11 protein-coding genes are annotated in these 14974 nt (G+C 50.7%); 7 read left to right on the plus strand and 4 right to left on the minus strand.

Going from position 1 to position 14974, the window contains the following annotated elements:
• Window positions 1-43: 43 nt before the first annotated feature.
• The 3 genes from ligA to smc are packed head-to-tail and all read right to left on the minus strand — an operon-like array spanning window position 44 to window position 6719.
• Entirely contained in the window at window positions 44-2116 is a 2073-nt protein-coding gene (gene ligA, locus A0129_RS01630; RefSeq protein ID WP_291711799.1) for an NAD-dependent DNA ligase LigA, read from the minus strand.
• Entirely contained in the window at window positions 2113-3195 is a 1083-nt protein-coding gene (locus A0129_RS01635) for a hypothetical protein (RefSeq protein ID WP_291711802.1), read from the minus strand. The genes ligA and A0129_RS01635 overlap by 4 nt, the downstream gene beginning before the upstream one ends.
• The gene (gene smc, locus A0129_RS01640) at window positions 3192-6719 is read right to left on the minus strand and encodes a chromosome segregation protein SMC (protein ID WP_291711803.1); all 3528 of its coding nucleotides are present in this window, start codon (window positions 6717-6719) and stop codon (window positions 3192-3194) included. The genes A0129_RS01635 and smc overlap by 4 nt, the downstream gene beginning before the upstream one ends.
• A gap of 183 nt (window positions 6720-6902) precedes the next feature.
• Between smc and queF the strand changes: the two genes are divergently transcribed.
• From queF to A0129_RS01670, 6 genes are read left to right on the plus strand one after another with little or no spacing between them, the layout of a single operon-like run.
• Window positions 6903-7322, plus strand: a complete 420-nt coding sequence (gene queF / locus A0129_RS01645; protein WP_291711806.1) for a preQ(1) synthase — start codon at window positions 6903-6905, stop codon at window positions 7320-7322.
• A gap of 12 nt (window positions 7323-7334) precedes the next feature.
• Window positions 7335-8519: a succinyldiaminopimelate transaminase gene (dapC, locus tag A0129_RS01650; protein ID WP_291711808.1), complete on the plus strand. Its 1185-nt coding sequence runs from the start codon at window positions 7335-7337 to the stop codon at window positions 8517-8519.
• 14 nt (window positions 8520-8533) lie between these two features.
• Window positions 8534-9364, plus strand: a complete 831-nt coding sequence (dapD, locus tag A0129_RS01655; RefSeq protein ID WP_291711811.1) for a 2,3,4,5-tetrahydropyridine-2,6-dicarboxylate N-succinyltransferase — start codon at window positions 8534-8536, stop codon at window positions 9362-9364.
• A gap of 15 nt (window positions 9365-9379) precedes the next feature.
• A complete protein-coding gene (locus A0129_RS01660) occupies window positions 9380-9724 on the plus strand; it encodes a Spx/MgsR family RNA polymerase-binding regulatory protein (protein WP_291711814.1) in 345 nt (114 codons plus the stop codon).
• Window positions 9721-10635, plus strand: a complete 915-nt coding sequence (prmB, locus tag A0129_RS01665) for a 50S ribosomal protein L3 N(5)-glutamine methyltransferase (protein ID WP_291711816.1) — start codon at window positions 9721-9723, stop codon at window positions 10633-10635. Before A0129_RS01660 ends, prmB begins: the two co-directional genes overlap by 4 nt.
• 9 nt (window positions 10636-10644) lie before the next feature.
• Complete coding sequence (locus A0129_RS01670) at window positions 10645-12567, plus strand: ABC-F family ATP-binding cassette domain-containing protein (protein ID WP_291711818.1); 1923 nt, start codon at window positions 10645-10647, stop codon at window positions 12565-12567.
• A 6-nt stretch (window positions 12568-12573) separates the two neighbouring features.
• Here A0129_RS01670 and A0129_RS01675 read toward each other — a convergent pair whose 3' ends face one another.
• Window positions 12574-14172 (minus strand): hypothetical protein, encoded by a 1599-nt coding sequence (locus A0129_RS01675; protein WP_291711821.1) that lies wholly within the window; start codon window positions 14170-14172, stop codon window positions 12574-12576.
• 105 nt (window positions 14173-14277) lie between these two features.
• On the opposite strand from A0129_RS01675, the gene A0129_RS01680 reads away from it, so the two are divergent.
• A complete protein-coding gene (locus tag A0129_RS01680; protein ID WP_291711823.1) occupies window positions 14278-14940 on the plus strand; it encodes a glutathione binding-like protein in 663 nt (220 codons plus the stop codon).
• Window positions 14941-14974: the final 34 nt, after the last annotated feature.

Below are 14974 nucleotides of genomic sequence, written 5' to 3' on the forward strand. Positions count from 1 at the left end.
AATAATACAAATAAACGCGATAGTTTCAGTTCAGTTCCACAGCTCAAAGCATACCTTGAAATGTGTTTTCATCAAGTACGGTCACTCCCAGGGCCGCAGCCTTGTCCAATTTGCTGCCAGCAGCTTCCCCGGCCAACAAATAGTCCGTTTTCTTGGATACGGAGCCGGTCACTTTGCCGCCCCGTGCCAAGATTAAGGCACCAGCTTCATCCCGACTGTACTGACTAAGCGTGCCTGTAAGCACAAATGTTTTTCCAAAAAACGGATGTGATTCATCCGTTAACTTGATTTCCTCCGTCGGCCAACTCACTCCGAGTGAGACCAAATCTCGTACAACCTGCTGGTTGGCTGGTTCATCAAAGAACTGACGAATAGACTCAGCCACCACCGGGCCGACATCGTTGACTTCAAGCAGTTCCTCTTCAGTAGCGTTCATCAGTCGGTCAACATCAGCAAAGTGCGCCGCCAAATCGCGGGCAGTGGCCTCGCCCACATGTCTAATTCCCAAACCGAACAGAAATCTGCCAAAGGTGGTTTGTTTGGCTTTTTCAATGCTGTCGAGTAAGTTGCGTGCGGATTTTTCGCCCATGCGCTCAAGCTGAACCAGAGCATCAAATTCCAGCCGGAACAGATCGGCCGGGGTTTTAACCCATTCTTTATCGACCAATACTTCAACCAGCTTGCTGCCCAGCCCTTCAATATCGATTGCTCGGCGATGCGCAAAATGAATAATGGATTGGGTGAGCTGGGCTTTACACACCAGGCCACCAGTGCACCTGAAGGCGGCCTCTCCCTCTTCTTTTCGCACCAGTGAGTTGCAAATCGGGCAGTGTGTTGGCATTACAAAGGCCGAGCTGCCCGGGTTGCGCTGATTGCCCGAAAACGGAAGAACCTCTGGAATAACATCACCCGCACGACGCACCAACACCTGGTCGCCCACACGCAAATCTTTGCGTTGAATTTCATCGAGGTTATGCAGAGTGGCGGATGACACAACCACACCACCCACTTTCACGGGTTCGAGTTTTGCGACAGGAGTAATAGAGCCTGTTCGGCCGACCTGCACCTCGATGTTCAAGAGGCGACTGAGCACCTCATCGGGCGGAAACTTGTGAGCCACCGCAAAGCGCGGTGCTTTGGCAACGTATCCAAGTTGATCCTGAAGATCAAAAGAATCGACCTTGTAAACCACACCGTCAATTTCAAAAGGCAAGGCACCACGACGGTCACCCACTGTTCGATAGAACGTTAACAGTCCCTGTGCACCCAAGGCAGTCTGACTGAGTTCTGAAACAGGCAATCCCATTTCAGAAAGCCATCGCATCATCGATGATTGGGTTTTGAGTTCTCGCAGCTGTTCCCGTTCAAGGGCTGCACCATAGCAATAAAATCGCAAAGGTCGGCTCGCTGCTACTTTGGGATCGAGTTGCCGAATGGTTCCCGCCGCGGCATTGCGCGGGTTCGCAAAGACTTTTAGTCCGAGTTCAGCCTGCCGCTGATTCATGAGCAGAAAATCTTTCTTGGTCATGAAGATTTCGCCACGAATTTCAAGGTGCTCTGGTATCGCGGTTCCCCTTAACTTCAGGGGCAAGCTTCGGATTGTTTTTACGTTGGCAGATACATCTTCGCCAACAGTCCCATCGCCACGCGTGATCGCCTGCTCGAAGACCCCGTTCTTGTAATGGATGGATATCGCCAAACCGTCAAACTTTGGATCAACTGCATAAGCAATCGTGGTGTCGGTCGGCAGGTCTGCCAGCTCTTTGACTCGGCGATCAAACGCGATCACGTCGCTGTCTTCAAAAGCATTGCCCAAAGACAACATCGGTACGCGGTGCCGAACCTGTTCAAACCCATCTGCAGGCTTGCCGCCGACACGCTGGGTGGGAGAATCTATCTGGATTAGATCGGGATGGCGAAGCTCGAGCTGTTGAAGTGCCAAGTAAACTTTGTCGTATTCAGAGTCAGGTACTTCGGGCGCATCCAGCACATAGTAAGCATGTTCCCAGCGGTTCAGCAAATCAATCAGGCGCCGCATGGCCGTGATTGGAGACTCATCCGATGAACCGGAATTGTCATCGGTGCAACCGCTTTCAAACAAGTCCAGATTGCTCATGAAAACAAAATGCGAGCCACAGGAGCGCCAGGCTTGAACCCAGAATCATTCAGATTGCGAACCCGTTCAATCAGCTGGTTGTAGATACCCTCTATGGCCTGTGTGCTCAGGGTTCTACCGGAGTCATCCATCAGCGGCGCACCAAACTTTTCATTCATGCCGTGGCATACGGTGACAATGTCACCCAGTGCTTTGATTGGCTCGGAAGAATTGGGCACATCAATGCTAAAACTCAACAGGCGTTTGCCTGGAGCATTGTGAATCACCATGCTTGCCAATGTGCCCGACTCGTCGTTAAGAAACCATTGATGACCCTTTTGAACCCAGCCAGCAACAGCCAGAATATCCACAGCTGTACTTTCCTGGACAGTCTCTGGCAAAAGACAGTGCAATCCGAGCAAGGTATCCAGAGCTGCGGCGGCTTGATCCAGCGTTTCCGCCTTGGCCACAACTTCTTTCATTTCCGGAAACTCAATGTCGGCATTTTGATCTTCGGCAAACCGCCTGAATTTTCCAAGTACTTCAGAGAACTCGATCGAGGTTAACGGTCCCTTGCGATTGGCAATTTGTACACTGGCTTTCAAAGACCTTGCCGTACCCACGTAGGGCGTTGCTTTAAACCACAAAGTATCCGCGCTGTCTGCTGTGTCGGGACTGGCCGAATAGATAATGCGTTTGCGGTTAATTTGCTCCAGACCATCGACCAGCATTTTCCAAGTGTTCGCGTCCTTGTCTTCGTCGAAACGAATAATGAAATCTGCAAACAAACGTTTATCGATCGCCATTTGCGGTTCATTTTGCAAATGGCTGTCGTCTGCTGATGCATCTAAACCGGCTTCAATGCCTGATTCTTCAAATTCCTTGACCGAATCCTTATCCTGAAATCCAGAAAATCCAGGCTCGGTGCGTTCAAATCCGGATTTCATTGAGGTTGTATTCAGCAGCGGATCCTGGTCGGTTTCACCAAAGCGCTCGCTGGCTTGTTTACGAAGCCGATAATCTTGCCACCAGTTGTAAGCAATCATGGCAGCAATGCCACCGCCCCCAACAATGAGCAGGGTGAGTTGTAAGTCGTTCATACGGTTTCCGTTGCCATTTTTTCTGCAGCCGCTAGATCCACAGCCACAATGCGGGAAACTCCTTTCTCCTGCATTGTGACGCCAATCAACTGCTGCGCCATTTCCATGGCGATTTTATTGTGGGAAATGAACAAAAACTGAGTTTGTTCAGACATTTGTTTGACCAAGCGAGTGAAGCGCTCGGTGTTTGCATCGTCCAGCGGAGCATCGACCTCGTCGAGCAGGCAGAACGGTGCGGGGTTGAGTTCAAAGATCGCGAAAACGAGCGCAGTGGCCGTCAGGGCCTTTTCGCCGCCGGATAACAGGTGAATAGTGCCGTTTTTCTTGCCTGGAGGTTGGGCGAATACTTGCACGCCAGCATCAAGAATTTCATCGCCAGTCATGACCAGTCGAGCCTCACCCCCACCAAATAGTTTGGGGAACAGGCGTGAGAAGTGTCCGTTAACCACACCGAAGGTTTCAGAAAGAAGATCACGTGTTTCCTTGTCAATTTTGCGAATTGCATCCTCAAGGGTTTCCATCGCCTCCATCAGGTCGGCAGCCTGTTGATCAAGGAATGACTTTCTCTCTGTTGCCGCCGCCAATTCGTCCAACGCAGCCAGGTTAACTGCCCCCAACTCTTGCATGCCATTGGTAAGACGGGTGACCTCAGCCTGGAGAACCGATGCTTTGGGAGGCACCTCCATGGCAACGAACTGGTGGGCCAATTCGTTTACATCAGCCTGTACTTCATCCATCAAATTTTTGTACTGTTCAATGGTGAGTTCTGCAGCCTGAATTTTCAATGCAAGATCTTGGACCGCGTCACGCAGAGGATCTGCCAGCTTGTCACTCTCTTTCTCGGCACGCTCAAGCTCGGAAACCTTGGCCATGATCTGTTCGAGCGCGTCGCGGGAGACTGCTACCTTTTCTTCAGCGATTACCCGTTCTTCCAGGGCGGCTTGCAGCGCTTCTTGGCCTTCAGTTTCTGAAAGTCCCTCAAGTTCCGCCAGTGCCAGTTGTTTGCGTTGTTGAATTTGCTGAATTTGACTGCTGGCAAAAGCGATGTCTCGCTCACATTCACGTTGGCGTGATTCCTGGTTGCGAATGTTGAATTCAGCGTCCTGCTTTCTGCGCAGCGCATTTTGCACTTGCGCCTGTTTGTCACGAAGCGCTTGCTCCGCCTCGGTTACTTTGTCTTTTCGGCTTTCCAGCGCATCACTGGCCACCGCAAGCTGCTCATCCAACTCTGCATATTTGTCCTCTGACTCCAGCAAAATGGCCCGTTGTTCCTCAAGTTCACTCTGCAACAACGCCAAGTCCAGCCCAATTTGTTCTCGGCGACTGTCTGCTCTACTTTGCTGTTCCTGCAGGCGAATCAGTTGTACTTGCGCTTCGTGCTGTCTCTTGGTCAAACTTTCAACGAGATTTCTCGCCTGAACCACATTGGCTTTGATCTCCCCGGTCCGTAATTGCAACTGGTCCCGCTTGGCCATCGATTCATTCTTTAGCATATCGAGTGCACGAACTTCAGTACGCAAGGCTTCGATTTGCTGTTGTCGCTCAAGCCGTCCGCTTTGAGCATTGTCGGCGGCGTAGAAAGACACACCTGTTGCACTGACACAATGTCCTTGAGGGGTGAATACCTTTTGTCCTGGCTTCAGGTTTTTCCTTTTTGCCAGCGCAGCTTGTAAATCGGGCGCCAGTAGGTAACCGGCCAATGATTGGATCAAGGACTGCTGGATGGCCGAGTCTGGACTGCGCACCAAACTGGCCAGGTCTTCGGGTCCAACAGAAAGGTGCGAGTTGCCACCCTGACTCATTGATTCCATGAAAGCGACGCGCGCAGGAGGTGGTTGTTTGGCAAAGCCCTCAACCATGTCAAGAGTTCGCACCTGAAAACTGTCCAACGATTCACGTAACGCCGATTCAAGTGCTCTTTCCCAGCCGCGTTCGACCTGAAGCTTTCCCAAAAGACGAGGGGTGTCGCTGAGTCCACTGCTTTCAATCCAAGGCTTTAACTCTGCACTTTCTGCAAGTTGCTCATTCAATTTTTCCAAGGCTTGCAATTGGGCCTGTGCGTTGGCGTGTTTGTCCCGTTCGTTATTGAACGCGGCTTGAACATGGTCAAGTTCAGCACTACCCGCTGCCAATTTATTCTCAAGTTCATTGAGATTTCCCGCAGCATCGCCAAGTTCGCGCTCAAGTGACCGAACTCGGGATTGAACCTCATCCATTTCATGTGCAGAGGGCGCTGCGATTTGTAGTTTTTCACTTTCAAGCCTGTCCAGCTTCACTTGAATGGCGCTTTCAGCACGGCTCGCCGATTCTTGTTGAGAAGACACCTGACTCAGTGCCTGCTGAATCTGCATGACACCAGCGCGCTCTTGGTCCACTGCGGAGCGGGCAGCCTGCAGGGCCTGCTCGACCGGTTCCACTGCGAGCTCAGCCTCTTCGAGGGCTATGATCCGCTCTTCAAGCTCGGCTTGCATTTCCTCAGTGGATCCGCTGAGCTCTTCCAACCGAGCCTTGGCATCTTCCTGTCGTACAGTCCAATTTTGAATTTCAAGTTCAAGCTCGGCCACTCTGGCGCCCAAACGGGCACGCGATTCAGCCATGACACGCAAATCTGCTTCGAGACGGCTAACCTGGCGGTTGGCTTCTATCCATTGTGTTTGGTCGTTCTCCAGCTGTTGCTGGGCATCCACCTGCCTTTCACGCACCGCAAAAAGCTCTGTTTGTGTGCTGATGGACCTGCTTTGAATGGCTTCAAGGTCGGCCTTGGCGCGTTCAAGTTTGGCCTGACCGGTATTTTTCTGCTCCAGTGCCTCCGAATACCGGATGTACCACAGCAGACGCTGCTTGGTGTTTTTAGCCTCTTCAAGTTCTTTGAATTGGCGGGCAACCGTAGCCTGCTGCTCCAATCGCTCAATCTGACTGGTCAATTCGCGAAGAATGTCTTCGATACGGGTGAGGTTGTCGCGCGTATCTGCCAAGCGATTGCCTGTTTCCCTGCGTCGTTCCTTGTACTTGGACACCCCCGCAGCTTCTTCCAGAAAAATTCGCAGTTCTTCCGGGCGCGCTTCAATAATTCGGGCAATCATGCCTTGTCCAATAATCGCGTAAGCACGTGGCCCTAGACCGGTACCCAGGAAAATATCCTGAACATCGCGGCGGCGAACAGCCTGCTGATTAATGTAGTAAGTTGAGGCGCCATCGCGTGTCAACACGCGTTTCACTGATATTTCCGAATATTGGTTCCAGCTGCCACCGGCCCGCCCTTCAGTGTTGTCGAACACCAATTCGACGCTGGCGCGTGAGGCTGCTTTGCGGTTAGTCGAACCATTGAAGATCACGTCTTGCATTGACTCACCACGCAACTCCGATGCCTTGGATTCACCAAGCACCCAGCGCACGGCGTCGATAATGTTGGATTTGCCACAGCCGTTTGGCCCCACCACGCCCACCAGATTACTGGGCACGGCAAAGGACGTTGGTTCAACAAATGACTTAAAGCCAGCTAAACGTATGTGAGTTAATCGCACGATGAAGTGGAAATGAGACCAATAGAACGAATAAAAACTTCAACCCACGGGAACTTGAAAACCCGCTGACCTTATAATAGCAAAGCCTTTGCGCTTTACGCCGGCCCACCGCCCTTAGTTGGCATGATGATTGAGTTGTTTAACGCCACAAGGCCAAAGGCCTTGACGGCCCGAGAGAGAAGCATGAGTAACAAACCCAGCCGTGATTTGCAGACTTTCCCGAATCCAAACCCGGATCGGCCCTACCACGTTCACATCGAAGTACCTGAATTTACTTGTCTTTGTCCATTGACGGGGCAGCCTGACTTTGCCACCTTGGTGATTGACTACTTGCCTAATCAAAAGAATGTAGAGCTGAAAAGCCTGAAAATGTACATGTGGAGTTACCGCGAGGAAGGTGCCTTCCACGAGGCAGTAACCAACAAGATACTGGATGATCTGGTGGCGGCAACAGACCCACGCTACATGAAATTAACTGCAAAATGGTATGTTCGGGGCGGCGTATACACCACGGTTGTGGCTGAACATCGTCACGCTGGCTTTCAGCCTCTGCCAAAAGTTGAACTGGACTCCATTTCGACCATGAATCCGACTCGTGGTTAAACAGCAATTCCGGTGAACCGATTGAAAAATCTCGACAAACTTCAGCCTTATCCTTTTGAACGCCTCAGGGCCCTGTTCATGGACGCCCAGCACACGGGCGGCTTGACACACATCAACCTATCCATCGGTGAACCAAAGCATCCTACACCCGAATTGATCAAACAAGCCTTGATCGACAATCTTGATGGCCTGGCGGTTTACCCGGGCACACAAGGTCTGCCTGTGTTGAGAAAAGCGATATCAGACTGGATACTGCGCCGTTTTGACGCGTTAATCGACCCAGATACTCAGGTTTTGCCAATCCTGGGCTCTCGCGAGGCCTTGTTCTCTTTCGCGCAGGTCGTGTTGGACGGCTGTGAGGTTGGTAGCCACGTTGTTTTTCCCAATCCTTTCTATCAAATATACGAGGGAGCCACTTTTTTAGGTGGTGCAGAACCAGTATTCGTCAATATTGACCCCACCAGCGGACTTTCTGATTTTCATGCGCTCAGCCCCGACGTTTTGGCCAAAACAAAGCTGATGTACGTATGTTCACCCAACAACCCTACAGGTTCGGTGTATTCGCTGGAGGATTGGCAAAAACTCTTCGATTTGGCGGACGAATACAATATCGTGATTGCCTCGGATGAGTGCTATTCAGAAATTTACCTCGATGGAACCGCTGCGCCCATTGGTGGGCTTGAGGCAGCGAGCCGTTTGGGAAGGTCGGATTACAATAATCTGATTGTATTCTCCAGTTTATCCAAGCGATCCAATGCGCCGGGGCTTCGCTCTGGCTATGTGGCTGGCGATGCCGAACTGATCAAATCATTTCTTCGCTACCGCACCTACCACGGCTCAGCCATGTCGACCACCATTCAAATGGCAAGCTTGGCTGCCTGGAACGACGAAGCACATGTGGCAGAAAACAGGCGCTTGTACTCCGAGAAGTTCAAATCCTTTAGCGCTATTCTTGAAGGCAAACTCAAGCTACATATTCCGCCCGCAGGCTTTTATTTTTGGGCTGATGTGAATCAAAGCGACACCGCATTTGCCAAAAGGCTGTTTGAGCAGGCGCATGTTACCCTGTTGCCCGGAAGTTATCTGGGCCGCGAGGTAAATGGTCTCAACCCGGGCAGTAACCATGTGCGAATCGCCCTGGTGGCCAGCCTTGCTGAATGCAACGAAGCAGCAAACCGAATCAAAAATACTCTCTGACACAGGAAATCACCATGACAACAAATCATCAATCCATTATCGAAGCCGCTTGGGAAAACCGTGCAGACATTTCCCCTTCATCTGCCCCCGCTGACGTTCGCGCCGCCGTGGGCGACGTTCTTGAAAAGCTGAACAGCGGTGAATTGCGTGTTTGTTCCAAGGACAGTGGCGAATGGGTCACACACCAATGGATCAAGAAAGCCGTGCTGCTTTCCTTCCGCCTTGAAGACAACAAGCCGATGGCAGCTGGTGGATTTACCCAGTTTTACGACAAGGTGCCTACCAAGTTTGTGGATTACACCGAGGACGACTTCAAGAAAGGTGGCTTCCGTGTAGTACCGCCTGCCGTGGCCCGCCGAGGAAGCTTTATTGCCAAAAACGTGGTGCTAATGCCCAGCTACGTCAACATTGGAGCCTATGTGGACGAAGGCACCATGGTCGACACGTGGGCTACTGTGGGCTCGTGCGCGCAAATCGGAAAAAACGTTCACCTCAGCGGTGGCGTGGGTATTGGTGGTGTGTTGGAACCCCTGCAGGCCAACCCCACTATCATCGAAGACAATTGCTTCATTGGCGCACGTTCCGAGGTTGTTGAAGGGGTGATTGTTGAAGAAAACTCGGTCATTTCTATGGGTGTGTACATCGGCCAGAGCACCAAAATTTACAACCGCGAAACGGGTGAGGTGACGTACGGACGAATTCCCGCCGGGTCAGTGGTGGTGAGTGGTTCATTGCCCAGCGCCTGCGGAAAGTACAGTTTGTACTGCGCAGTCATCGTCAAGCGCGTGGATGCGAAAACACGCGCCAAAACTGGTATCAATGAACTGCTGCGCAATGCAGAGTAAGGGGAAGCCGACAGGATGACAGCCAAAGTATATGGAATTCCAAATTGCGACAGCGTGAAAAAAGCCATCGCTTCGCTGAAGAGCAATGACATTGAAATTGTTTTTCACGACTTCAAGAAGCATGGCGTACCCGCGCAATTGCTCGATGAATGGATAAGTGCCTTTGGACTGGACAAAGTCGTCAACCGAAAGGGCACCACTTGGCGCAGCCTGGATGAAAGCCTGCAAGGCAAAGCCAAGTCGACCGAGGGTGCCAAGGCTCTTCTGTTGGAATACCCCAGCATTATTAAACGCCCGGTCGTCGAGTTAAATGGCGTCCTTAGTATTGGGCAAACCGATTTCAGCAAAGGCAATTCATGAATCAGGAACACACCGCACACATGGCAGTCGACCCCAAAGAACTTCATACGGTTCGCGACTGGGTGCGGTTTTACGTCAGTGAAATGCGCCGTGGACAAGTGTATTTTGGTCACGGGTCAAGCAATGCATTTGACGAAGCGATTTACATGGTGCAGTCCGCGCTTAGTTTACCGATTGGCGACATTGGACCGTTTTGGGATGCACGGGTTACCAGCCACGAAACCAACCGGTTGACCCGTTTCATTACACAACGAGTAGTCGATCGCAAACCCGCCAGTTACATCACAGGCGAAGCATGGCTGCAAGGCCATTCATTCAAGGTTGACGAGCGGGTCATCATCCCACGCTCCTTCATTGCTGAACTGCTGGCAGACCAATTAACACCGTGGGTGAATGCCCCTGAAATGCCCTTCGATATTCTTGATATGTGCACAGGCTCTGGTTGTCTGGCTATTTTGGCAGCGTATATGTTCGAGAATGCGCAGGTCGATGCCGTCGACTTGTCTGCTGAGGCATTGAAGGTTGCACGAGAAAACATTCAACTGCACGACATGAAACAGCGAGTGCACGCCATTGAATCCGATTTATTTTCGAATTTGGATGGCAAACAATACGACTTCATCCTCACGAATCCGCCTTATGTCAACGAGGCTTCCATGAAAAAACTGCCGCCGGAGTACCTGCACGAACCGCGGATGGCTCTGGCTGGTGGCGACAGCGGCATGGACCTGATTCATGACATTCTTGAACAAGCCCCCCAACACCTGAAAGACGGTGGTTTTCTGGTGGTTGAACTTGGCAATGAGAAACTGCACTTCGAGGCTGCCTTCCCGCATTTAAATCCCATTTGGCTTGAAACCTCGGCAGGTGACGAACAAGTGTTTTTGCTCAACAAAGAAGACTTGGTCTAACCCTATTCAATGATTCAAATTAACAATCTCAGTATTGCGCGGGGCAGCAAACCCATTCTAACCAATGCTGAACTCACACTGTTTCCCGGAGAAAAAGTTGGTTTGATTGGTCACAATGGTGCCGGCAAGTCCAGTTTTCTTAGCGCCCTCCTCGGCGAACTTCACATTGACCAGGGCAGTATTGATCTACCCAAGGTTTGGCGTCTCTCCTGGATCGATCAAGAGGTCACAGCCAATCATCTCAGCGTGATCGATTTTGCACTCGAGGGTGACCGTGCTTTGCACGAAGTTCGTCAGAAAATACACGCCGTCGAAGAACATGGCGACATGGAACAACTTGGCCACCTGTACGAAGAACTAGAGAATCTGGACGGTTACACCGCAGAAGCCCGAGTAGCAACTATCCTTCACGGCTTGGGTTTTAAAACCGAAGACTTGCAACGCAAAGTCGGAGAATTTTCTGGTGGTTGGAAGATGCGCCTGAACCTGGCCAAAGTGCTGGGCTCGAGGGCCGATCTTATTTTGCTGGATGAGCCTACCAACCATCTCGACATCGAGGCTGTAGTGTGGTTGGAGCAGTGGATCAAGCAAGTCAACAGCACGGTAATTCTGGTTTCCCATGATCGAGACTTTCTCGATGAGGTATGCACCCACACAGTACACCTTAATAGCGAAAAACTGACCAAGTACACGGGTGGTTATTCTGCGTTTGAGCGAGCTTTTGCCGAGCGTGCAGATCAGGTTAGCCAGGCCAATAAAAAAGCCGCTGGTGAAATGGAAAAGCTGCAAAAATTTGTAGATCGTTTCAAAGCGAAGGCCAGCAAGGCCAAGCAGGCCCAGAGCCGTGTGAAAAGGTTAGAAAAAATCAAGTTGATTGAAACCCTGCAAGTCGAACCACATGTCGCCATTCCGTTTATGGAACCGCACAAGAGCCCAGACCCATTGGTGGTGCTAAATCGAAGTGATTGTGGCTATGAAGGCGCAGCACCCATTCTAAAAAACATCAGTCTTGAACTTCGTCCCGGCGACCGAATCGGTCTGCTGGGTGCAAACGGCAATGGCAAAACCACCTTGGTTAAAACCTTGGTCGGCGAGTTGGAGATGTTGGGTGGAGATCGGGTTGAGGGCAAAGGGCTGGTGTACGGTTACTTTGCTCAAGATCAAATTGAATCATTGGACATGAATGCCACGCCATTGCAGCACATGTCTCGCCTCGAACGACAAATTTCGGAACAGAAGGCGCGGGAGTTCCTCGCACGCTATCACTTTAGAGACGATAAAGTGCGGCAATTGGTGGGCAGTTTTTCAGGTGGTGAAAAGTCTCGTCTGGCTTTGGCCCTTTTGGCTTACAAACGCCCCAACCTGCTCTTGCTGGATGAACCCACCAACCACTTGGACATAGCCACTCGCCAGGCCTTGGCTAGCAGCCTGCTTGAATTTGAGGGTGCTTTGGTCATGGTGTCTCACGACCGCCACTTGCTGGAATCAATCACCGACCGTTTTTGGCGCGTTCACCAAGGTGCAGTGACCGAGTTTGATGGAGACCTCGATGATTATGCCGAGCTGCTTCGCAAAGAGACCAGCACAGAAACCCGCAATGCAAAACTATCCAATCCGAACAACAAATCAGCCACGACGGTTTCAGCACCCATCGACAGGCAGGCTGTGAGCCAGCGAATCAAACAGTTGGGTAATCAGATTAAAAAACTAGAGAAGCAAATTGAAATTGATCAGCCCAAATTGATCAAACTGGATGAGGCTTTGGCCAAATGCGACTACAGCAAACCCGAAGATTCAAAAAAAGCGGCTGAATTCCACAATGAACGCAATTTGCTCGGCACTCGACTTGAAATCGCCGAGACTGAACTGTTGGAACTGATGCTTGAAATCGAACAGTTGGAGGAATCCCTTGGCGTTGCAAAAATAAACTAGTGATTGCTAATCCAGAATTCCCTCTTCGCTGAGAAATTCACGCCAGGCGTTTGAATTGAAGCAAAGTGATACATTAACAACCTGGGTGTTCAAATTCACCAGGTTATCGCGGAGTATCTGGCGCTTTTCAGCGCCCGCTATCTCACACATTTTTGCTCGGACATGACTCTTAACAACATCAGGCACGCACAAAATTGGCTTGAATTCCGTGTCACGCAAGCGATCTCCCAGAACTTGCTCCAGTAATTCCTGTGTGGCTTGTGCCGGGGTCAGCTGACCCTGTTTTGCATCCTGGAAAGCCAATTCAATCAGACCAATTTGACTTCGCAGCAACAAAGCGTCGAGCGTTCGATGCATTTCAAGTGATCTGTTTCTCGACTCCACCAGCCGCAAATAAGAGGCAGGCAGAGTCCAGCTTGGAATGTCTGCCCGGTTAATCAACTCGAGACTGACTTTGAGGGACGGGCGATAAGCAGGGTTGTGATCATCCGTGTGTGCATCGCGAACGGATGCTTGCAACTCTTCATCAAAGTTCTTGTCGTCATTCCCAATCAATGACTCCAAAACCCGATTGCTGCTAATTGACATTGCAGACGGCTCAGTTGAAAACGCCATGACATGCTCGCGGCTGATTGCAGCCACATCCTGAGGCTCCGAAATGACGGCCTGATCAACGTTGTGCACCTGCGCAGTTTGCCATGGTACAGCAGCCGTTTTTTTGCGAGAATGCCTCCAGTAGAAAAGTAAAGTCATCGTCAACAGAGCCAAAGACCCAAGCGCTACAGGTAACAACAAATCCTGTTGTAAATGATGAACCGCACTTTCACTGCTGTATTCCACCATACCTAGCCCGCCGGAAGTATCACCGCTTTCTTTTCGGCTTTCTATTAATCCGGCGCCCAACAAACCAGTATCCAGCGATGCTACTTTCAACGCTTCATCATGGCTGCTCACAGGTTCGGTCTGAGTTATAGGGGCCGAATTGGCGACGTCAAGTCCCTCTTGCTTCATATGACTTGGAAATTCTTCGTCTTGATGCCACCAGGCTGGATTTGACTCGACCTTGGGTTGCGGTGGTTTCCTGGAACTGGCCAGCAACGCTGACATTCTTGGGTCGAAAGCAGACACTGAGCCAACTTCGTTCAAATCGGGTAAAGCGTTGTGATCTTCAGCACCTTGTCTCAGGATTAATGTCCATGTTGTCCTGAACACCAGCAAAGGACACTCCGACACCAACTCCATTTCAACCACAGCATCATTCACCGGTGCCACAGATTTGAACTCCAGAAGCCCTCCCCGACGAATCGTCGGTTCAAAGCTCACCAACACTTCACGAGATGACTGGGTCTCATGATTGCCCCGGATGCCTTCGAATGGACTCGTTCGCGCTTTTAAACAGGTCGATCGCAATTGTGTTTCAACACCTTCAGGCAGATTGCTGACCGTACTTTTCAGGTGAAGGGTTTGGCCGATTTCCTGTATTCCCTTGGGTGTCGATATTTCGAGACTCAAAACTGGCAGAGAGACAAGCGCCAACCAGGCACCGAGAACAGCACGCACCGACCGGTACATTATTTGAGTGGCTTTGGTCCAGATAATCGGCATGTCAAAATCTCGGTTCAATTGTTCCAGTGAGCATTAGCATACGCATGGCAAGATTGAGTGAGGTATCCTTGAAATGACCTAACACGAAGGTGTTAGCCCAATTGCATGACAGGAGAGCGTCGATTGAACACTGCGCAGAATGAACCGATTCAGGTGTATACCTGGACAACTCCCAACGGCTACAAAATTCACATCGCTTGTGAGGAAATGGGCCTTGCGTGGAAACCTATCGCTGTGGATATCGGCAAGGGTGATCAATTCAAGCCCGATTTTCTGAAATTCAGTCCCAACAATAAAATACCTGCAATTATCGATCCCCACGGCCCTGACGGCGCTCCGTTCGAGCTCTTCGAAAGTGGGGCCATTCTGATTTATCTGGCAGAGAAAACCGGTCAGTTTTTCGGCAATAGTTATCGTGAGCGTCTATCGATTATTCAATGGCTGATGTTTCAAATGGGTGGGGTAGGCCCAATGTTGGGGCAAGCACATCACTTTCGGATTTACGCGCCTGAACCAATTGAATATGCTATTAACCGGTATACCAATGAGGCCAAAAGGCTATACCAAGTAATCAACAAGCAGCTCAATAATTGCCCTTACATCGCTGGAGAAAATTATTCAATTGCTGACATGGCGTTGTATCCCTGGGTTTATCGCTGGCAGCGCCAGGGAATTGAGTTAAGTGACTATCCCGCAGTGCACAAATGGTATGAAGAATTAAGTGCCCGGCCAGCTGTTATCAAAGCCTTGAGTGTAAATCTAGAATGAGTGTTCTTATCAATCTGTAAACTGTTCAGTACAC

Source organism: Limnobacter sp. CACIAM 66H1 (assembly GCF_001601825.1).
GTDB lineage: Bacteria > Pseudomonadota > Gammaproteobacteria > Burkholderiales > Burkholderiaceae_B > Limnobacter.